General features: G+C 38.0%; 23 protein-coding genes. 16 read left to right on the forward strand and 7 right to left on the reverse strand.

Annotated features, from left to right (window positions below; genetic code table 11):
• Position 1: 1 nt before the first annotated feature.
• Entirely contained in the window at positions 2-514 is a 513-nt protein-coding gene (gene flgN / locus EHQ24_RS10015; RefSeq protein WP_135601504.1) for a flagellar export chaperone FlgN, read from the reverse strand.
• Between the two features lie 86 nt (positions 515-600).
• On the opposite strand from flgN, the gene EHQ24_RS10020 reads away from it, so the two are divergent.
• Positions 601-777, forward strand: coding sequence for a DUF1289 domain-containing protein (locus EHQ24_RS10020; RefSeq protein ID WP_135601505.1), 177 nt, complete (start codon positions 601-603; stop codon positions 775-777).
• A 5-nt stretch (positions 778-782) separates the two neighbouring features.
• Here the strand turns inward: EHQ24_RS10020 and EHQ24_RS10025 are convergent, their stop codons facing one another.
• The gene (locus EHQ24_RS10025; protein ID WP_135601506.1) at positions 783-1,070 is read right to left on the reverse strand and encodes an LIC10235 family protein; all 288 of its coding nucleotides are present in this window, start codon (positions 1,068-1,070) and stop codon (positions 783-785) included.
• A 216-nt stretch (positions 1,071-1,286) separates the two neighbouring features.
• On the opposite strand from EHQ24_RS10025, the gene EHQ24_RS10030 reads away from it, so the two are divergent.
• Together EHQ24_RS10030 and EHQ24_RS10035 are read left to right on the forward strand one after the other, a co-directional pair.
• A complete protein-coding gene (locus tag EHQ24_RS10030; protein ID WP_100789130.1) occupies positions 1,287-1,622 on the forward strand; it encodes an Mpo1-like protein in 336 nt (111 codons plus the stop codon).
• 1 nt (position 1,623) lies between these two features.
• A complete protein-coding gene (locus tag EHQ24_RS10035; RefSeq protein WP_135601507.1) occupies positions 1,624-2,214 on the forward strand; it encodes a hypothetical protein in 591 nt (196 codons plus the stop codon).
• On the opposite strand, the gene aat is transcribed toward EHQ24_RS10035, so the two are convergent.
• Both aat and EHQ24_RS10045 read right to left on the reverse strand, forming a co-directional pair.
• Positions 2,201-2,857: a leucyl/phenylalanyl-tRNA--protein transferase gene (aat, locus tag EHQ24_RS10040; RefSeq protein WP_135601508.1), complete on the reverse strand. Its 657-nt coding sequence runs from the start codon at positions 2,855-2,857 to the stop codon at positions 2,201-2,203. The genes EHQ24_RS10035 and aat overlap by 14 nt on opposite strands.
• Entirely contained in the window at positions 2,854-3,585 is a 732-nt protein-coding gene (locus EHQ24_RS10045) for a hypothetical protein (RefSeq protein ID WP_135601509.1), read from the reverse strand. Before EHQ24_RS10045 ends, aat begins: the two co-directional genes overlap by 4 nt.
• A 12-nt stretch (positions 3,586-3,597) precedes the next feature.
• Here EHQ24_RS10045 and EHQ24_RS10050 point away from each other — a divergent pair, with 12 nt between their 5' ends.
• The 13 genes from EHQ24_RS10050 to EHQ24_RS10110 all read left to right on the forward strand — a co-directional run bounded on the left by EHQ24_RS10050 (position 3,598) and on the right by EHQ24_RS10110 (position 16,397).
• The gene (locus tag EHQ24_RS10050) at positions 3,598-4,770 is read left to right on the forward strand and encodes a hypothetical protein (RefSeq protein WP_135601510.1); all 1,173 of its coding nucleotides are present in this window, start codon (positions 3,598-3,600) and stop codon (positions 4,768-4,770) included.
• The gene (locus EHQ24_RS10055) at positions 4,767-5,141 is read left to right on the forward strand and encodes a hypothetical protein (protein ID WP_135601511.1); all 375 of its coding nucleotides are present in this window, start codon (positions 4,767-4,769) and stop codon (positions 5,139-5,141) included. Before EHQ24_RS10050 ends, EHQ24_RS10055 begins: the two co-directional genes overlap by 4 nt.
• Before the next feature lie 86 nt (positions 5,142-5,227).
• Positions 5,228-5,710 (forward strand): RNA polymerase sigma factor, encoded by a 483-nt coding sequence (locus EHQ24_RS10060; RefSeq protein ID WP_135601512.1) that lies wholly within the window; start codon positions 5,228-5,230, stop codon positions 5,708-5,710.
• Positions 5,694-6,053, forward strand: a complete 360-nt coding sequence (locus EHQ24_RS10065) for a hypothetical protein (protein WP_135601513.1) — start codon at positions 5,694-5,696, stop codon at positions 6,051-6,053. The genes EHQ24_RS10060 and EHQ24_RS10065 overlap by 17 nt, the downstream gene beginning before the upstream one ends.
• Before the next feature lie 7 nt (positions 6,054-6,060).
• Positions 6,061-6,441, forward strand: coding sequence for a hypothetical protein (locus tag EHQ24_RS10070; RefSeq protein ID WP_135601514.1), 381 nt, complete (start codon positions 6,061-6,063; stop codon positions 6,439-6,441).
• 71 nt (positions 6,442-6,512) lie between these two features.
• On the forward strand, positions 6,513-7,187 hold the full coding sequence (locus tag EHQ24_RS10075; RefSeq protein ID WP_004787594.1) for a response regulator: 675 nt from the start codon (positions 6,513-6,515) through the stop codon (positions 7,185-7,187).
• Positions 7,180-8,544 (forward strand): HAMP domain-containing sensor histidine kinase, encoded by a 1,365-nt coding sequence (locus EHQ24_RS10080; RefSeq protein WP_135601515.1) that lies wholly within the window; start codon positions 7,180-7,182, stop codon positions 8,542-8,544. The genes EHQ24_RS10075 and EHQ24_RS10080 overlap by 8 nt, the downstream gene beginning before the upstream one ends.
• Positions 8,545-8,595: 51 nt before the next feature.
• Complete coding sequence (gene argJ / locus EHQ24_RS10085; protein WP_135601516.1) at positions 8,596-9,750, forward strand: bifunctional glutamate N-acetyltransferase/amino-acid acetyltransferase ArgJ; 1,155 nt, start codon at positions 8,596-8,598, stop codon at positions 9,748-9,750.
• Complete coding sequence (locus EHQ24_RS10090; protein ID WP_135601517.1) at positions 9,747-11,015, forward strand: hypothetical protein; 1,269 nt, start codon at positions 9,747-9,749, stop codon at positions 11,013-11,015. The genes argJ and EHQ24_RS10090 overlap by 4 nt, the downstream gene beginning before the upstream one ends.
• On the forward strand, positions 11,012-13,381 hold the full coding sequence (locus EHQ24_RS10095) for a PP2C family protein-serine/threonine phosphatase (protein WP_135601518.1): 2,370 nt from the start codon (positions 11,012-11,014) through the stop codon (positions 13,379-13,381). Before EHQ24_RS10090 ends, EHQ24_RS10095 begins: the two co-directional genes overlap by 4 nt.
• A gap of 18 nt (positions 13,382-13,399) precedes the next feature.
• The gene (locus EHQ24_RS10100) at positions 13,400-14,278 is read left to right on the forward strand and encodes a M50 family metallopeptidase (protein WP_244310376.1); all 879 of its coding nucleotides are present in this window, start codon (positions 13,400-13,402) and stop codon (positions 14,276-14,278) included.
• Positions 14,279-14,335: 57 nt separating this feature from the next.
• Positions 14,336-15,268 (forward strand): UDP-glucuronic acid decarboxylase family protein, encoded by a 933-nt coding sequence (locus tag EHQ24_RS10105; RefSeq protein ID WP_135601520.1) that lies wholly within the window; start codon positions 14,336-14,338, stop codon positions 15,266-15,268.
• 1 nt (position 15,269) lies between these two features.
• Positions 15,270-16,397, forward strand: coding sequence for a Re/Si-specific NAD(P)(+) transhydrogenase subunit alpha (locus EHQ24_RS10110; protein WP_135601521.1), 1,128 nt, complete (start codon positions 15,270-15,272; stop codon positions 16,395-16,397).
• A gap of 69 nt (positions 16,398-16,466) precedes the next feature.
• Here the strand turns inward: EHQ24_RS10110 and EHQ24_RS10115 are convergent, their stop codons facing one another.
• Genes EHQ24_RS10115 through hisS form a run of 3 tightly spaced genes read right to left on the reverse strand, consistent with a single transcriptional unit; the run spans position 16,467 to position 19,215 of the window.
• Entirely contained in the window at positions 16,467-17,375 is a 909-nt protein-coding gene (locus tag EHQ24_RS10115) for a lysophospholipid acyltransferase family protein (RefSeq protein ID WP_135601522.1), read from the reverse strand.
• Positions 17,372-17,905, reverse strand: a complete 534-nt coding sequence (locus EHQ24_RS10120) for a phosphatase PAP2 family protein (RefSeq protein ID WP_135601523.1) — start codon at positions 17,903-17,905, stop codon at positions 17,372-17,374. Before EHQ24_RS10120 ends, EHQ24_RS10115 begins: the two co-directional genes overlap by 4 nt.
• Positions 17,902-19,215, reverse strand: coding sequence for a histidine--tRNA ligase (gene hisS / locus EHQ24_RS10125; RefSeq protein WP_135601524.1), 1,314 nt, complete (start codon positions 19,213-19,215; stop codon positions 17,902-17,904). Before hisS ends, EHQ24_RS10120 begins: the two co-directional genes overlap by 4 nt.
• Between the last annotated feature and the right edge of the window lie 10 nt (positions 19,216-19,225).

Below are 19,225 nucleotides of genomic sequence, written 5' to 3' on the forward strand. Positions count from 1 at the left end.
CCTAGGCAGTCGCGTTCAAAATGATCGCGCCTTTTTGGCCCTGCCCACGCCTTGTCGGTTGTTTGTGTGAGGTATAAACATTTTCTCTGGATAACTCTTGCAAAGAGTCAACAGTTGTTTGCAAAAACTCTTTTCTTGTTTTTAAGAGTTTGTCATTGATGATGATGGCATCTTTCAGATCTGCCACTACCTTCTTTAATTCTAAAGCAAAGGTTTTAAGTTTAAAATTGGATTCACGATCCATTTGATTTAAAAAATTGGTGAGTGTGATGGAAGACTCGTCTTTTGTGAATTTTTCCTTTTCATAGACGTCTTCGATGGTTTTCATCCGAATGCGTTCCAATTCAGACGCTTCTACCATAATATGGTAACTATCTTTGACAAGGGACTCGAGGGATTTTCCATCCGCAGAATGGATGGCCGCTCTTTTTTTTCCTTCCAATTCCAGAAGGCGCTTGTAACAGTCTATTTCATTAGTAAATAAACTTCTAAGTGATTCTACCCAATCCAACATGCGAATTCCTTTTCCCTTATGGGAAGGATCGACGGATTCCCAAACTAGCTTAGGAAAATTTATAAAAATTTACTATTTTCAGGCCTATGTCACTAAAATCGCCTTGTACCAAAGTCTGTATGATGGATCCCGACTCAGGACTCTGTGCAGGATGTTTTCGAACCATTGAAGAGATTGGAAAATGGTCGGTGATGACCGAAGAGGAGAGAGAAAAAGTTTGGAGTGAGCTCCCGCAAAGAAAAGCGGGAAACTCTCTCAGGTAAATTGGTTACTTAGTACCTTTATCGATCTTGTTGCGGTGTTCTTCGCACAATCTATAGAGTTGGTCTGTAGATGGATTTTTCTTTGTGACTTTTTTTCCGCATACAATACACATTCCTTGGGCTCTTCTTCTTTTGTATAACAATTGAACTCGCTCTGCACCGGAAAGATTGTATTTACTGATTTGAAGGCGAACCCCTTTTACCAAATAGCTTCCGATGGCAGTCTCTTCACCTTTTTTAAGTTCGGTAAAAATCTTACTCAGCTCATCCGGTTTAATCGATTTAGGTTTCATACATTCTCCTGCTTTCTTGCTAAATTTAACTCTCTGTTAGATTCTAAATGTTAATGCACATTAGTCAGTACCCACTAACGCGCAACACAATTTTGAAATCATATCCGAATTGTCGAATATAGACAAAAAAACTAGGGATAAACTCTAATATTTAGAATCATTTTTGTGTTGGCAGAGGTTAAAATATCTATTAAGATCAAATCATTGGAGCCAAGTATGGAAAAGAAATACAAAACACTCAAAGATTTTTTCCCATTTTATTTAGAAGAACATAGTCATCCTTTCAACCGTGCTCTTCACTTTATTGGATCAAGTCTAGCATTAGGATGTATCCTCGGATTTTTATCAACAGGTAAGTTCTATATCTTAGCCTTTGCCCTTGTTAGTGGGTATTTCTTCGCATGGATTGGGCATTTTTTCGTAGAAAAGAACCGACCAGCAACCTTTACCTATCCGTTTTATTCTTTCATCTCCGATTGGATCATGTATTTCAAAATGTTAACCGGTCGCATTGATGTAGAATTTGCCAAAATTAAGTCAAATAAAGGATAAGATGAAACTTGTTCTCAACTTCCTTGTAACTCTTGTTTTGTTCGTTGGTTGTAGTCCCAAAGAAATCACCAAACAAGAGATCACTCTTTTGAGGGATGGTAACCACGAAGGTCTGACAAGTTTTGCCAATTTGATTTTACCAAAAATTCTTGGATCAGAACTCAAACGTTTTGAATCGGAAGTGGATAAAGACCAAAAAAGCGAAGTGAACATCACCTATGGAAGTAACTCCGCACTCACTTTCAACGATAACTCTGATTATAGGAAAACAGGAACTGAATACCAAAGTTTGGTTATGTTAAGAGTGGGTTATGCCCTAGCCTTACATCATTTCCATAGGCTTTCTGTCAGTCTTTCCAAACCATTTTTCATTCAAGGGGAAAACAACCCAGATGCTGAGATCCAAGAAGCCGAAATTTTTAGAACTACCATTTCTAAATTGGAACTCGATAATTTTTGGGAAAATCATCCGAACTTTGATCCCTACATTGCTCCCAAAATCGGAGACAAGGAATGGGAAAAAATCACAGGTGAAATTCAGAAATTATGGAAAGTGGAACTGGATGAATTTAGTCGAGTTAAGTTGGAATGACCCAAGGTTTTCCGTCACCTAACGCTCGCTCCAAACGGTCTAAATAAGATAGTTTTGGAATTTCATAAGCACCCAACTGCCAAGTCACATGATTGAGTTGTTGGGTGTCAAAAAGTTCAAATCCAGACATCCTCAGTTTTTCGAATAAATGAAAAAGGCCGACCTTTCCTGCATCAGATTCAAAAGAAAACATACTTTCACCGGCAAAAAATTTGCCAATAGCAACCCCATACACCCCGCCAACGAGTACATTCTCTGCATTCCACACTTCTACGGAATGGGCCCAACCCAATCGATGTAATTCTGCATAACCTTCGATAAATCCAGGTGTGATCCAAGTATTATCTTTTTCTCTATAGGAACAACCTTGCATCACAATCGGAAATGCTTTATTAAAACTGATTCGAAACTTTCCTTGCCTGACTTTGCGTTGGACGGTTTTTGAAAAATGAACTCTTTTTAAATCAAAGATGGCACGTGGGTCTAAACAATACCAACGAACAGGATCTTCCGACCATGGGAAAATTCCATGGGTATAGGCATATAACAGACGTTCTACAGAAAAATCTCCACCCACGGCCACAAGGTCTTCCTTCCAAGTCCGAGGGTTTTTAAAGAACTGATCAAATGTCCTTTGTGTCAATTTTCCAATACTTCCTTGGGATAATCGTAAACAATTTTTACTTTCAAACTTTTACCATTTTCATCATTGATATTGGAAAGTCCTTCAAATTGTAAGATCCTTCTTGTTTGTACATCATAAACCAAAAGGAAAGGTTTCACAACTTGTTTCAAAAGAAAATTATCAACTTCTAATCGTAAATACAATGCAGGTCTTCCTTTCCAGACTCCGTCTCGAATTTTTTCTGCAGCAAACTGATAATCATCCAGTTGGATGGGAGCCAAAAAATGAAAAGACAATCTTTCTCCTTTGGATAAAGGTTCCCAATTGTTTCTCACAAAATAATCAAATCCCCCGTCCATCACAGCGGGTGACTTAGGAGTGTAAGTTTTTTCGGAAAGAGGATCTTCTTTTTTACGTTTGGAAAATAAACGAACAGACTTACCTTTTACATCCGCTCCTTCAATATAACCATCTCGAAAGTCTTCTGTTTTAAATGTAGGTACTTCCGAATTTTTATCAAATTCGATGTGTTTGGTGCCAAAAACTTTTCCTTCGGCATCTTTGTATTGGATGTCTGAATAGATGTGTTTTCCATTATTATAATATTCTTTATGATTGTCAGAATATATGTACTTTCCAGTACTTAGGTCGTATGCCTTGCCGAAGTATTGGTACTTTGGTTTTTCTGCCCATAGAGGCAAAAAGGATGGAAAAACTATGGCAAAAATTAGGATTTTACGTATCATACTGCTTAGACCATGAAAAAATACAGACTGACCGACCAAAGGACACTTTTAGGAATTGTTTCCAAACTGACTACTACCGTCCTCCAAGAGAGAGATTCCAAACAAAAGTTCACTCTTACAAATCCGGTGGCCGTAAATGATATTTTGAAGTCGGTTCATATTACAATTACAGCAACTGAACCACTCCTTTCCAAACCAAAATCCCTGGTCTGTGTCCTCAAAGAAAATAGAGTCGAACTCCGTGTCAAACCAGTGAACCCCTACCAAGACGATCTTCTCCAAGTTTACGAAATCCTGATTGAACCTTTGGAACGTTCTGCCAAACGAGCAGCCATTGAAGACATCTCCGCTTACGAAATCAAAATGGCACAAACTGCAGATCTCGGAACTGTCATCTCAATTTATGGAAAAACTTCGATCATCAATCAAATATTGACCCAGTGGCAAGTCCACTTAGAACAAACTCTGACAAACTATGGATACTTTATAAAAAAAGTACAAATTGGTTTTTATTATGCGGTGGACACACAACTAATGGAAGCCCTTGCCACTTCCAAAGCACCATATTACGTGCGTGATGCGAATCGAAGGATTTTTTATACGGATAGAAGTTTTTATAGTCCGAAAAAACTCACTGAAATTTATATTCGTTCTTATTTAGATTCTCTCCTATTAAACAATACTAAATCCACACTCATTTTCCCATTTTTTTCCAATGGAAAGGTATTACTTGGATATTTTGAAATCATCAGCAATTTGCCAGATCTCGGAAATCCTTCCTTACAATCCGATATCGAAGGTCCAGAAGGAATTGGCCCCTTACTCACTTTTTTAGAACAAAAGGCGGAAGAATTTATTTTCCAATTAGAATTTGCTTATGCTAAAGATTGGGAAACCGCTATTCGCACAACACCCGTTAGAGACATTAGCCAAGACGGGCGTGGGATTAGTATGTCCATACCAGCAGGCACAAGTATCGAAAACAGAACATTAGGATCACCTGTATCCTTTCAAATGGTCATCAATTCTTCTCCCTACACTTTTTACGGAAGTCTCAGAAGTCTAAAAAAAGCAGATTCAGATATTACAAATATAGGAATTCAAATTTTCCAATGTGACAAACCAGAAGGGATGTCTTTACTGAGTACATACGCATCTAATTTAATTGGAGAAGCGGTTTCATGACACCGGAACAATATGAAACAATTTTAAATTTATTAACAGAGATCCAAAAATCAGGAGGATCCGATCCTTATCGATTGGTTCTTTATCTGGTTCCCAATGTAGGAATTATTTTTGGTACCACACTTTTGTTTTTTTTGTTTCAGTGGTGGCATAAACAAAAGATGGCTCTGATCCAATCAGGGCAATACAAACCTTGGAGTTTTGACATCAGATTGTATTCATTTTTCCTAGGTCTTTTGTTGACATTCACTGGTTTTGCCTTATCGTTTGTATTTATACTCGTCTTAGGTAGTTCTATGGCGATGTTAGGAGGGTTAATCCCATTCGCAATTGGACTCGGTCTCTTGACCTTCTACAAAATGAGTCGGTAGAATCGACAAAACGTATCTGCAATGAGGAGGATTGGAATTCTGTCCAATCTGTCTTACGTGGAGACGTGTCCCAATTCGAAGTGCTCATGAAAAGATACCAAGGTATGGTATTTTCACAGGCAAAAAAAGCCTTCCTCACGGATGAAGAAGCAGAAGATTTCACCCAAGAAGTATTTTTAAAAACATACGAATCACTCAGCCAATTTCGCGGTGAATCACAATTTTCGACTTGGTTGTTTCAGATCGCAAGATTTCGCCTAACAAAAGTTTTTAAAAAGAAAAAACTACCCATTACTGATTGGAAAGAAGATATCAGTTCTGTTGCTGATCATTCAAAACCTAGTGTAGTAGATATTTTAGACAAAGAAGAAACAAACCACAACTTGCGATCCCTCATTGCAAAATTACCAAAATCATACCAAATGCCGATTCTATTACACTACTTTGAAAACAAACCTCTCAAAGAAATTGCATCCGACTTAAATATAAAACTGGGTACGATCAAAAGCCATATTTCCAGAGGGAAGGATCTTATCAGAAAATGGTGGTCACATGAAATCGAAAGTTGATCCCAAAATCATTCGCAACACCGACGCATTTCATCATCCTGATCCGTTTTTAAAACATTCGGAAGCACCACCAGTGATCCGCTTGCGTGTGTTAGGACAAATATTGCCACTGAAGTTCTTATTCTCCTCCGTAGGGCTTTCTATTTTGTTATTCCTTATCCCAATGGTGACAATGTTTCTATCCGTTTTTTATCAAGAGAACACAGGATTACTTTTACCGATTTTGATTAGTTCCAGTTTGTTTTTCTGTTTTTACTCACTTGTTCTTGGCTTTTTACTCCTCAACACAAGAATTCCTTTTCTGAATGAATGGAAAGAGAAACTTGGATTTGAAGAGGTTTAGAGTATTCGTGAAAGGTTTATTGGTTCTCCCCATTCTTTGTTTTGCCATCTCCCTTTCTGCCGAGGCATTGCCATCAGCGGAAGAATTTTTGAAAATGGATTTGGATAAATCTCTACCGCTTATCGAGTCCCTTTCCAAAGAGGATTCCAAGGTGCTCGTTTCGGAGCTCCGAACAGAAATCAAAAAATCTTACCCAAAGGCTGATCATTTTTATTTTCTCATCTCCCATTTGGAAGAAATCCAAGCCATCGAAAAAGAACAAGCCCGCCTTCGTTCCCTCCTTTGGGTTTATGGACTTGCCTTCTTTTTGTTTTTTGGATTCCTTGGATTTTTGTTACTCAGACAACGCCAAGCCATCCGAGACATCAACCAAATGCTCGGGAAATAGATAGATATCGTTTCTTTGTCATCATTTTGTATTCTGTTTGTAATGAATCCCTGTTACTTTTGGAATAATTCATGAAAATACTAATTGTAGATGACGAAGAAGACATTGCAGGACTCATCCAATTCCATTTAGAGGAAGAAGGATTTCAAACTGAAGTATGTCACAATGGGATGGAAGTCCTCCCCCGTTTAGAAAAAAATCTCCCGGATGGAATCATCTTAGATCTGATGTTACCCGGAATTGGTGGGATGGATCTTTGCAAACGAATCAAAGAAAAATACCCGCACATTCCCATTTTAATGGTAACAGCAAAAACCGGGGAGACCGATGTAGTTCTCGGCCTCGAGCTTGGTGCCGATGATTACATTCGCAAACCATTCAACATTAGAGAACTTGTTGCTCGCGTAAGAACAGTTACACGAAGGACAACTGATCCAAACCAAGAAGTCCAAGGCACCATTTCCACTGGAAAAATCCAAATCAACCCAACAGCACACAAAGTGTTTGTAGAAGGAACAGAAATTGATCTGACATTAATCGAATTCAAACTTTTACAACTATTTGCTGGAAATCCTGGGGTAGCTTTTTCTAGGGACAAACTCTTAGATCGAATTTGGGGAAAAGACGTTTTTGTAACTGACAGAACTGTGGATGTAAATATCAAACGCCTTCGCGACAAATTACTTTCTGAAAAAGAAAGATTAGAAACCATTCGCGGGGTCGGTTACCGATTCCGAGATGCGTAGTTTTTTTTCTACATTACTGTTACTCAACTGGGGTCTTTTACTTGTTTTGCTGACCCTAGCCCTGGGTGTATTTTATATTTACGATCTAGTTGTACCCGCAGTACGTCCGTTAATTTTATTTGGATTTGTTTTAATTTCTATATTTGGAACTTTTTATATTTCCACAAACATTGCGATGCGAATCACAGATCCGTTAGCCACTGTTGAGAAAAAAACAAAAGAAATCAATGCGGGGGATTTTGGAGTTGAACTTTCATCACCTGACATTCGAGAACTTGCCACACTGACCTCTTCCATTAACGAAATGGCAAGACGACTCAAAGTCCAATTTTTGGATCTGACAGTTGAAAAAGAAAAGTTTAATTATTTATTACAAAATTTAAAGGAAGGTGTTTTTGCGATTGATCGAAATGAAAAATTTCTATTTTTGAATCGAAATATTTCGGATACATTGATCCAAAAAAATTCCCAGTTTAAAGATTATATTCCTTCAATTAAAAATAAAGAACTCCTCACTTTCATTAAAGATAAAATCCATCATGGAGTGGAAGGGAAAACAGAATTCCAAGATGGAATTCACTTTTATACAGCCCGAATTTATCCTATCAAGTCGGATTCCATGATCCAGTTGTATATTGGTGTGTTATCAGACATCACCGAAGACAGACAAAACCAACTCATCCGTGAACAATTTTTCCAAAATGCTTCGCATGAATTAAAAACTCCCATAACATCGATTAAGGGGTATGCTGAGACTTTGGAATACAAACTAAAACTTCCACAAGATTCGAATGAAAGGAAATTTTTGGATGCCATTCTTAGGAATACAGAGAGGCTCATTCGGATTGTGGAAGATATGTTGACGGTCTCACGTCTGGAAAACCACAAAACAGTTTTGAATCTGACTGACTTTTCCCTTTTGGATCTAGTAAAAAATGTTTCGGACTCACTAGGTGTCATTTATTCGCAGAAAAAACAGAATTTGGTTTTGGACATCCCTTCGGACTTCAAAGTGCAAGCCGATCGTTTGTTACTGGAAGACCTACTCGTAAATTTGATTTCGAATGCCTCGGCTTATAGCCCTGAAGGTTCCAGTGTGATCGTCCGGGCTTTATCCACAGAAAATAAAAATCAAATCCAAGTGATTGACCATGGAATTGGAATTTCTGCCGAAGATGCCGAAAGGATCTTTGAACGTTTTTTCCGAGTGGATACCAATCGTTCTAGGAAGGAAGGGGGAACGGGCCTTGGCCTTTCCATAGTCAAACACATCGCTCGTTTGCATTCAGGAGAAGTTTCCGTTTCCCCAAACCCCAAAGGTGGCTCCATTTTTGCCTTTGAATTTCCTAAAAAATAGATTCTCGTAAGGGAAGTCCCCGGATAGAATATTGGTATCCGGTAGGTATTTATGAAGTTTCCATTGGGATTTTATTCCTTCGGCAAAAACATAGGGATCAAAGACACAAGTTTAGATTTTGCAGTTATATATTCGGAAAATCGATGTAAGGCTGCCGCTGTATTCACTAGGAATAATTTTCCTGGAGCTCCCATTTATGTAGGCCGAGACCATATCAAAGATGGTTACCTCCAAGCCATTGTCATCAATTCTAAAAACTCCAATGTTGCCACGGGGGAACAAGGAATCAAAAATTCTTATGCAATTTGTACGGAACTTGGAAAATCTTTAGGAATCCCTGAAAGAGACATTCTTCCTTCCTCCACTGGAGTGATTGGTGTTCCCCTTCCCATCGAAAAAATCCTTAACGCTTGTTCTACGGCAAAAGCAGATTTAAAATTAGGGAATTTAGAAGAAGTGGCGGAAGCCATAATGACCACGGACACTCGTAAAAAAATCTCCTATCGTACAATGACAAACCAAACAAGTGAAGGTGTCATGTATGGAATTGCCAAAGGTGCGGGGATGATTGAACCAAATATGGCAACCATGTTGTCTTATATTTTTTGCGATTACCTTCCTGAATCTGGTGACCTTCAAGGGATTTTAAAACGAGTTGTGGATGTAACTTACAATTGTGTCACCATTGATTCTGATACTTCCACAAGTGATACCGTGGTACTGATGTGTTCGGGTGTTCTTGGAACCATCCCTGATGATGTTTTTGAATCTCATTTAAAAGAAATCGCAACCGACCTTTCTAAAATGATTGCCCGTGATGGAGAAGGCGCTTCGAAACTCATCGAACTGACTGTTTCTGAAGGAAGAGATGATGCACAAGTCACAAAAATTGGAAAGTCCATCCTCAATTCTCCTCTTGTGAAAACTGCAATTTATGGCGGAGATCCCAACTGGGGCAGGTTTGTGATGGCAATCGGAAAAGTATTTGATGAACCCATTCCCTACGATCATCTAGAAATCCAATTAGGTGGAATTTCTGTTAAGGGAGCTGACAACGACACCAAAACAAAGTTAGCCGAATATCTAAAATCAAATGAAGAAATCCATATTTCAGTCATTTTAAATACAGGATCTTTTCAAAAAACTTTTTGGAGTTGTGATTTTACCGAAGGATATATTCAGGAAAACGCTTACTATACAACATGAATTCTAACAAATTCAAAAGTACTTTAAAATATTTTTTACCTTCTAGTTATCAATTAAAACTATCGGTGACTAATCTATTCACTCGTACTTTGTTTATTTTACTCGTTTACCTTTCTTACTTTCTGATTCTTTCTCAGATTCCAGAACAGATGTCTTATCGTTTGGAACTTGCATTGTTACTTACCAGTGCATTTGCTCTTATTTTATACCTTCCCATCATTGAAAGACTCACCCGTTACATTCGAACCAGATTTTTATCAGAGTATCTGACAGAAGATGCGGAATCCTATAGGCAAGCCATCAAACGATTTAACTTTGATGCACTCGTGAAAAACGTTTTTCCGGATATGGTAAAAATCACAGGAAGTCATTCGGGAACCATGGGTGTCCTCACCCAAAATGGAACTTTTGCATTTCACTCTTACTTTCGAGGTCGCCAAAAAAAACTAAGTCCGACAAAAGACATTACGGTAAAAGCAAGTTTCCAATCTTTCTTACTTAGCAAAAGAAACGGTGCCTCTGTTGCAGAAACCTATTCTTATGAAAACATCAATAACGACTTTATGGAATTGCACGCAAACTATATTTATCCTTTTATTTTCCGCGAAAAATTATTTGGATTTATAGCGGTATCCAACATTCCTAATCAAGAAGCGGCACATAGTTTGTCCTTGCTTGCTGGGCAATCGGCACTTACCATTCACAATCACATTCTCTCTTATCATATTTCGGAAAATAAAAAATACCAAAAGGAAGCTGAGTATGCTGTTCGCGTACAAAACCTTTTGGAAACAGGAACCATTCCTGAACTTCTTGGTTGGAAAATTACAGCATTCAAAAGAACAAATCGAAACCTAATCGAGTTTTTCCAAGTGGAAGATGGTAGTTGGTTTTTCGTGATTCTAAACGCGGGTAAATCTTACCAACATATTGGAATCATTCTTTCTTATATTTTAGGAGTAGTGTATTCTCAGTCTAGGCTTCGGATTCTTAAAGGTTTTTCTGATATCAAAGCATTGATCCAAGCCACCTTTCAAAAGTTAGATTGGAAAGAAAACTACGAGATGATCATTGGAAAAATTGGACATTCCGAACTCTATATAGTACAAGAAGGAAAACAATTTCGGATTACTAGAAATTCCGAGGAAGTTGTTGCGAGTATGGGATGGAAAAACATGATCAATATGGACAAAGGCCCCATCATCATCCAACAACGTGGTGAACCCGTACTCAAATTTTATTATGAAGAGCCAGAAATCAAATGAGAGAACTAACAATTACCATACTCTCTTTTCTTTTGTTTTTTTTAATCTTACTTTTTGCTTTTATTGGGTTTCAAAATAACAACAAAAGACTTCCTTTTTATCATTATCCTTCAGGTCTGATCGTAAATATCGGAGAGGGGAACCGGGCCCACTGGGGAAATTCAGTGGTTCAGGAAGATTTAGAAAAATTTGAATCCATTACTGATTTTACAAATATAGATTCTTATCCCTTACATATCAAAAAAACCGATGGGGAAATTTATGAGGAAAATTTCAAACTCACAACGCTTCGCAAAACGGATGTTCTCGGAGTCTTTTTTTCTGATTTATTTTTGGCTTTTTTTAGTTTAGCAATTGCCGTTTACTTTTATTATTCCACAAGGGATGCTTTAATATTTGGTTTTTTTCTCAACTTTGGACTTGTCATTCTTTCCAATGTATTTGTACTCACATTCAAAAATTCCATCTTTTTGTTTATACTGACACTTTATTTAGGAAGTTTTCTCCAATACCATTTGATCTACAGACTCAGAGGTAAAGAAATCAATTCCAAATGGTTGTTACCACAAATTCTCATTTCATTTATCATGGCAATGATTGCTTCACAAGAAAAATCCGATATGTTATTAATCGACAGAATCGTATTAGTGGCACATGCAATCACAATCCTATTTGGCTCAATCAATATCTTTGCAAATATTTACGAGATCATCAAATCAAAACCAAGAGAGGAAGCATTAGTCAAACGGATCATCCTTGTACTTTCGATTTTTCTTTATGTATCACTTCCGGTTAGCACTCTCTTTTTTGATAGAAACCCTTGGTTTTTTATCCATAGATCTTTTATTATAGTTACCTATTTTTTATTTATACTTTCTTTCTTTTATGGTACTTACCGTTATACATTTGTTCCCTCATTAGTTATTTTTACACCCAGTATCGTAACTCTCATTTTGGTTTTGATCATTTTGGGAACTTACATTGGCTCCATTTTTATTTTTGATTTTGTTCTACCTGTTCGTTACCTAAAGGATAGATGGGTATTTAACTTAATTTATCTGTTTTTAGTCACAGCTTATCTCATCCCTCTCAAACTAAGGGTCAAAGAATTTTTTGATTATTGGTTTTTTGAACAAAACCCAAAGTTAAGTGAGGGAATTAACAAAATCACAGCACTTTTATCTTCTCCGCTTTCAATGCGAAAAACCATCCTTACCATCAATCGAACGGTAAAAGAAACGGTTAATATTTCCAACATCATCATCTTAATTCCGGGAGATCAATTCGCAAGTACAGACCTTCGGAACATTGATTTTGTGCGTATCTCACCTCAGTCGGAAATTTGGAATTTTTTTACAAGTACTGATCGTGTTACGGTAACTTCTCATCTTGAATATGGAATTGGCTTACGCGAAACATTATATAATTTTTTAAAAGGACTGAATGTCCAATTGGCATTTCCTGCTTATGATTCTTCTTCGAACAAAAAAAACATCCAAGCGATGATTTTAATCGGTGAGAAGTTAGATAAAAAATATTTCTCCATTGGAGAATTAAAATTCATCAACGAAGTAGTGAAAATTTCAGGGATGTTACTCGAAAACTATAGTCTGTTAGAAGATGAAATTCAAAAACGTAAAATCGTAAGGGACATCCAAACCGCATCCATTGTCGACAACACACTCAGGCTCATTTTACCTAGTGAAGTCAAAGGGATTGATTACGGATATATTTCTAAACCTGCTGTAGGAATTTCAGGAGATTATTTAGACATCATTCCTATTTCCCAAACCAAAATGATTGTTTTGTTAGGTGACGTTGCGGGACATGGACTAGGAACCGGATTTTTAGTCAGTGCCATCAAAGGAATTGTGAGAGAACAATTACGAAATGGGACTTCACTCGAAGGATTGTTTCGTGAAATCAATTCGTTTTTCCGCGCAAGGTATAAAGGAAACGAATTTATGACTCTCCTCGGTGGGATTTTTGATTCCAAAGAAAATATTTTTAAGTATGTCAATGCAGGTCATCTTTCTCTCATTGAGATGCGGGCCGATGGACAAATCAAATTACATTCTAAAACACAGCGTGTTCTCGGAATTTTAGAAACGGATTACCATGCCCAAGAATTAAAATTAATCCCTGGAACCAAACTTTTCCTTTATTCGGATGGGATCACCGAAGCCTTTAGTGAACGAGATGAGATTTTTGGTGAAGAAACTTTAATTGAATTTTTACATTTTAATGCACAAAAAACTGTAAAAGAAATCCCTCCCCTACTCGAAACAAAAATGACAAATTTTCGCGGGAACAGGGAACAATCGGATGATATTACATTTATTGGTCTTTCTTTTACACCCAACTAGCCGATATTTAAATAGATGATGGCAGAAAAACCGGTTAAGTTTGTCATTTTTCTCTCTTTGATTTTGAGTTTAGTGGCGTTTTGGGATCACCAATTCACTTCTTACCTCAAAGAATTCGTTGTACTCATACATGAAATTTGTCATGCCACAGCAGCCTTATTTAGTGGGGGTGTTGTCAAAGGAATCGCCCTTCATGGAAATGAAGGTGGGGAAACCATAGCTGTTCCTGCTTCCTTTCGCGGTTCCTTTATTTTAGTAGTTTCTGCCGGTTACATTGGTTCTTCGCTTGTCGGAGCTTTTTTGTTACGCCTTGGATTCCAAGGCCGCCATGCTCGCCAAACAATGATTTTGTTAGGATTGTTTCTGATCTCTGTCAGTGTCCTTTATTCTAAACTAGGTGACCTTGCTTATCTCACAGGAATTTTCTGGGGAGTGGGAATTCTTGTCACTGGAATGTTAGGTGAAACCATTTCCATCCTTTCCTTAGTTTTTTTAGGAACTAGTATCTCTCTCTATTCCCTTTATGATCTCTCTGATTTTGCAGAAAGATTAACAGAAACCGACGCCGGAATCCTTGCCTTTTGGATGGCGGGTCTTGGACCAGAAGATTTACAAAACCAGGAAGTTCCCACTGTGGTTGTGGTACTTGGTTATATGATCGCGACACTTTGGTCACTTCTTAGCATCGGAATTATTTTTATGTCTCTACGAAGTTCGCTCGGCCACGAAGAATCTCATGATTTTCCGGAAATGGAAGAGTCGTTCGAAAGGTTCCCGGGTGATCTATCTCCAGAAGCAAAACTTTGGTTGGAAAAACGCGGTGTGGATCCCGAAAGTGGGATCGTTTTGCCCCCCAATTTGTTCCAGGACTTCCCTCCCAAAGACAACAACCCCTAGTCCTTCTCACAAATTTTCATTTGCCGAGGACACCGACTTCATAAATATAGAATCTCAATGGCAAAAAGAATCCTTATCACAGGTGGAGCCGGATTCATCGGTTCTCATTTAGCAGAAACTCTTTTGAACGCTGGGAACCAAATCATTGTATTGGACAATTTCCACACCGGACGAAAGGAAAACCTCACCCACCTTCTCTCAAATCCGAACTTTGAACTGATCCGCCACGACATCACGGATCCCATCAAGTTGGAAGTGGATGAGATCTACAATATGGCATGTCCGGCCTCTCCCGTACACTATCAAAGTAATCCTATCAAAACCATCAAAACCAATGTTTTGGGTATGACCAATATGCTCGGACTTGCCAAACGAGTGAAGGCCCGAATCCTACAAGCCAGTACTTCCGAAGTTTATGGAAACCCTCTCGAACACCCGCAAACAGAATCCTATTGGGGTAATGTCAATACCATAGGAATTCGCAGTTGTTATGATGAAGGAAAACGTGTTGCTGAAACATTATGTTTCGATTACCACCGCCAACATGGTGTAGACATTCGCGTGATTCGTATTTTTAATACATATGGCCCAAGAATGATTCCTGACGACGGCCGTGTGGTGAGTAACTTCATCGTACAAGCGTTACGTGGAGAAAACATAACCATTTACGGTGATGGAAGCCAAACTCGTTCCTTTTGTTATGTCGATGATTTAGTTCGTGGGATCATTACTATGATGAACACAGACAACTTCATTGGACCAGTCAACTTAGGAAATGAAGGTGAATTCACAGTAAAGGAATTGGCAGAACTTGTGATCAAAGAAACAGGAAGTAAGTCAAAAATCATTTACCTTCCACTCCCTCAAGATGATCCAACCAGGAGAAAACCAAACTTAAGTTTGGCGAAAGAAAAATTGAATTATTCAACGACCGTCCCGCTCGTGGAAGGCGTAAAAAAAACCATCGAATATTTTAGCAAAAGAGTATAAAATGAAAATAGGCGTAATCAAAGAACCATCGTATGAAAACCGAGTGGCAATCACTCCGGATGTTGTTGATCCTTTAAAAAAGTTAGGTTTCACTGTTTCCGTTGAAACAACTGCAGGGGACAATGCATTTTTCTCCGACCAAGATTATAAAGATGTTGGAGCAACAGTAGAATCCAGAGATTCAATTCTTTCAGGATCAGACATCGTTGTTTCTATCCATACATTGGATGAAACCAGTGCGAAAAAAATTGGGAAAGACAAACTCTACATTGCTACACTTTCTCCTCTTGCTTTTCCTAAAAAAGTAAAAGAAATCGCAAACGCTTCGTTTAAAATTTTCTCAATGGACACAATCCCACGAATCACTCGGGCACAATCCATGGATGTTCTGAGTAGCCAAGCAACTGTTTCTGGATACAAAGCAGTATTACTTGCCGCATCCAACTATAGCCGTTTTTTCCCGATGTTAACAACAGCTGCAGGAACCATTACTCCCGCTAGAGTTCTTATCCTTGGAGCCGGTGTTGCAGGACTCCAAGCCATTGCGACTTCTCGCCGACTAGGAGCAGTGGTTGATGTATTTGATACAAGACCAGAAGTGAAAGAACAGTGTATGTCACTAGGTGCAAAATTTGTGGAAGTAGAAGGTGCAGCTGATGCATCGAATACTGGTGGTTATGCGGTTGAACAATCGGAAGATTACCAACGCCGTCAAAAAGAAGCCATTGCAAAGTATGCTGAAAAAGCAGATATCATTATCACAACAGCTCTCATTCCTGGAAAAAAAGCTCCTCTACTCATCACCAAAGATATGGTAGATAAAATGAGACAAGGTTCTGTGATTGTTGACTTAGCAGCTGTGAATGGTGGTAACTGTGAAGTGACTGAAAACGATAAAACGATTGTTTACAAAGGCATCACTGTGATTGGAAATTCCAACCTTCAAAGTACACAACCAATGGATGCAAGTAAAATGTATGCAAAGAACATTGTGAACTTCCTAAAACTTTTTGTGAATAAGGAAAAACAATTTAACATCAACTTAGAAGACGAAATCATCAATGCATGTATGATTGCTGATAATGGAGTCATTCGTCACAAACCTACACTCGCACTTCTCGGAGAATAACTCCGAGATTTAAGATTGGCTTTGGAAAGATTAGGCTTTTACTTTTAAAATTCTAATCTTTCCCTTCCGTTATTGGTTGTTTTCGGTGACTTGTGGTTGGGTTCTCCAACGACGATGAACCCAAAAGTATTGTTCCGGAAACAACTTCACTTCTTCTTCCAAAGTTTTTGTCCAAAGTTCTGTATAATGTCGAATCACATCGTCTTTGGAAGGATAGAGTTTTTTATCAACAAAACCTAAATCCTTAACACGAACAATCACCTTTCCACCTTCGCCAGCTAACACAGAATAATATAACATCTTAGCACCGGTTAAGTATGCCATAAGTGCTGGACCAACAAAAGTAGAGGCTTGTCTATTCATAAACGGAACAAAAATTCCAGCTTTCCCAGCATTCTGATCCGCACCAAATCCAATCCAATAACCTTGTTTGAGAAGTTTAATGACTTGAGTAGATTCTTGGACGGGAACAAGTACCACTCCATTTTTAGAACGCATCCGACGGAGTAACTGATCCACGAAAGGGTTTCTTACTTTTTTGTAAATTCCCCCACCCTTCATACGAATTCCTAAAAATTGAACTAAAATTTCCCAAGTGCCAAAGTGACCAGAAATCAAAATCACTCCAACTCCTTGTTTTTTAGTTTCTTCTTCAATTTTTAAACTTTCAGCATCAACAATTAAGTTTTCTTGTAACCACTTTCTAGTCATTCGTGGTGCCCAAAGTGTATGAGCAAGAAGGATACCCAAATGACGATAATGAGCATTCACCAAGTTAAAAATTTGATCTTCAGTATAAGCAGGAAATGCAAAACGAATGTTATCCGCTGCGACCTTTCTATGTTTTTTATCCAGAGGATAAATCAGTTTGGTTAAAAAAACACCATACGCCAAACACCATTTATACGGAAGAATTTTAAATGGAAAATAAAATAAATAAACAATTAAAAAGGAAAGAAAATATCCAATCTGTTTCATAAAGTCAAACAATAAGACCAAAGGTAAAAATGAATTAAAACGGCAATCAGTCCAATTCCAAAACCAATGATCCATCCTCCCACAATATCACTCACAAAATGGTGTAAGGTAACAAGTCTACCCACACCAGCAAACAAACTGAAAAAAAAGAAATACGGGGTCTCATGAAAGGCAAAAACTAAAATTGTTGAGACAACAATAGAATTTGCGCTATGTGCCGAAGGGAAAGAATGTTTCATATCTGGATTAGAATCCACTTTTCCCATAACACTGACTAGGGGACGTTTTCTAGCGAAGTATTTTTTTAGAACCAAAACCAAACGATCGGTTAAGTAAGTAAAAACCAAGACAAAGGGTAAACTCATGTAAACTGGTTTGTACAGATCACTTAAAAACATAAGTGGCAACAAAACAAGAGCAAACATTTCTCCACGGTTGACCCGAGACAAAACCCAACTGAGTTTTGGGTGGTGGAGATTTTTTTGGATCCAAGTCGAAAACTTTAAATCAATAGCAGAAATCAAATTCATTTAGAAAGCTCTTCTTTTATCTTTTGAAGTGCTTCCGAAAAAGAAGAAGTCCATTGGTTGCGAGTCGCCATATCTTTTAAGGTCACTGTGCCTGCTTTGATTTCATCTTCACCTCGAAGTAAAATCCATCGGTATCCTTTTTTTTCGGCATAAGAAAGTTGTTTTCCCATTTTTTGAGAAACTAAGGACACCTCAGCTGCAATCTTTTCTTTACGTAGTGCTTTTGCAAAGTTATGATTTTCTGCAAAAGAAGATTCATCCAAAAGAGGAATATAAACAGTAGAATCATTCGCAAAGTTTGGTAACAAATTGTGTGCAGTTAAAAAATTCTGAAGGGTTACATCACCAAGTCCAAATCCAATTCCAGAAAGTTCTTCGTTTGAAAACAAACCAATTAAATTATCATACCTTCCACCACCGTATAACGAACGTTTGTTTTTTGGAGAAGTATCAAATATTTCAAAAATAAAACCTGTATAATAGTCAAAACCACGAACAACGGAAGGATCAAAATAAACAATATCATCCAATCCAATGGTTTTTAAATCCTCAAACAATGTTTGGATTGTGTTTCTAGTTTCTTCTTTGATTCCAGGAATTTGGCCGAGAGTATCCGTGGTGGCTGCAAGAAACAGGTTTATCTTTGAAACTGCTGTTGGGTCGTTAGGGATGGTTTTCGAAACAAGAGCCGTATATTCATCTTCTGTAATTTTATTTTTTTTGTCTAAAATCTTGGAAACTTCATGAGCTTGGTTCGGACTTACCTTAAGACCATCTAACAAAAATTCATCGAGAAGGGATCTATGGGAAATAGTCACTTTAAAACTATTTTTGGGTGCACCAAATGCAAAAAGAATATCACAAGCTAAAGATAAAATTTCTAATTCAGCCCTCTGACTTGTCACACCAAACATGTCGACATTCAATTGCCAATGTTCACGGAGGCGACCATGGCCCGGTTGTTCGTATCGCCAAAGGTTAGGAATGGAAAACCAACGAATGGGACGAGGAAGGTCGCGTAATTTTTTTGCCACCATCCTTGCTACAGTTGGAGTCATCTCAGGTCGAATCGCTACTTCACGATCTCCCTTATCGATAAAATTATAAATCTGTTTTCCGACTATTTCTTCGCCAGTTTTAGCCCTGTATAAATCCAAAGATTCGACCATTGGGCCATCATATTCTTCATATCCATATGACCTCGCGACATCTTTCATCACTGAAAATAAGTAGTTTCGAAGGCGCATATCCTCAGGGTAAAAATCCCGAGTGCCTTTATAGTTTTCTGTTGTTAGTTTTTGTTCTTTCAATTTTGGCCCC

Source organism: Leptospira noumeaensis (assembly GCF_004770765.1).
GTDB lineage: Bacteria > Spirochaetota > Leptospiria > Leptospirales > Leptospiraceae > Leptospira_A > Leptospira_A noumeaensis.

Coding starts and splice junctions, on each gene's coding strand:
- flgN (WP_135601504.1), bottom strand. CDS start 514: ATGTTGGATTGGGTAGAATCACTTAGAAGTTTATTTACTAATGAAATA.
- EHQ24_RS10020 (WP_135601505.1), top strand. CDS start 601: ATGTCACTAAAATCGCCTTGTACCAAAGTCTGTATGATGGATCCCGAC.
- EHQ24_RS10025 (WP_135601506.1), bottom strand. CDS start 1,070: ATGAAACCTAAATCGATTAAACCGGATGAGCTGAGTAAGATTTTTACC.
- EHQ24_RS10030 (WP_100789130.1), top strand. CDS start 1,287: ATGGAAAAGAAATACAAAACACTCAAAGATTTTTTCCCATTTTATTTA.
- EHQ24_RS10035 (WP_135601507.1), top strand. CDS start 1,624: ATGAAACTTGTTCTCAACTTCCTTGTAACTCTTGTTTTGTTCGTTGGT.
- EHQ24_RS10045 (WP_135601509.1), bottom strand. CDS start 3,585: ATGATACGTAAAATCCTAATTTTTGCCATAGTTTTTCCATCCTTTTTG.
- EHQ24_RS10050 (WP_135601510.1), top strand. CDS start 3,598: ATGAAAAAATACAGACTGACCGACCAAAGGACACTTTTAGGAATTGTT.
- EHQ24_RS10055 (WP_135601511.1), top strand. CDS start 4,767: ATGACACCGGAACAATATGAAACAATTTTAAATTTATTAACAGAGATC.
- EHQ24_RS10060 (WP_135601512.1), top strand. CDS start 5,228: ATGAAAAGATACCAAGGTATGGTATTTTCACAGGCAAAAAAAGCCTTC.
- EHQ24_RS10065 (WP_135601513.1), top strand. CDS start 5,694: ATGAAATCGAAAGTTGATCCCAAAATCATTCGCAACACCGACGCATTT.
- EHQ24_RS10075 (WP_004787594.1), top strand. CDS start 6,513: ATGAAAATACTAATTGTAGATGACGAAGAAGACATTGCAGGACTCATC.
- EHQ24_RS10080 (WP_135601515.1), top strand. CDS start 7,180: ATGCGTAGTTTTTTTTCTACATTACTGTTACTCAACTGGGGTCTTTTA.
- argJ (WP_135601516.1), top strand. CDS start 8,596: ATGAAGTTTCCATTGGGATTTTATTCCTTCGGCAAAAACATAGGGATC.
- EHQ24_RS10090 (WP_135601517.1), top strand. CDS start 9,747: ATGAATTCTAACAAATTCAAAAGTACTTTAAAATATTTTTTACCTTCT.
- EHQ24_RS10095 (WP_135601518.1), top strand. CDS start 11,012: ATGAGAGAACTAACAATTACCATACTCTCTTTTCTTTTGTTTTTTTTA.
- EHQ24_RS10100 (WP_244310376.1), top strand. CDS start 13,400: ATGGCAGAAAAACCGGTTAAGTTTGTCATTTTTCTCTCTTTGATTTTG.
- EHQ24_RS10105 (WP_135601520.1), top strand. CDS start 14,336: ATGGCAAAAAGAATCCTTATCACAGGTGGAGCCGGATTCATCGGTTCT.
- EHQ24_RS10110 (WP_135601521.1), top strand. CDS start 15,270: ATGAAAATAGGCGTAATCAAAGAACCATCGTATGAAAACCGAGTGGCA.
- EHQ24_RS10115 (WP_135601522.1), bottom strand. CDS start 17,375: ATGAAACAGATTGGATATTTTCTTTCCTTTTTAATTGTTTATTTATTT.
- EHQ24_RS10120 (WP_135601523.1), bottom strand. CDS start 17,905: ATGAATTTGATTTCTGCTATTGATTTAAAGTTTTCGACTTGGATCCAA.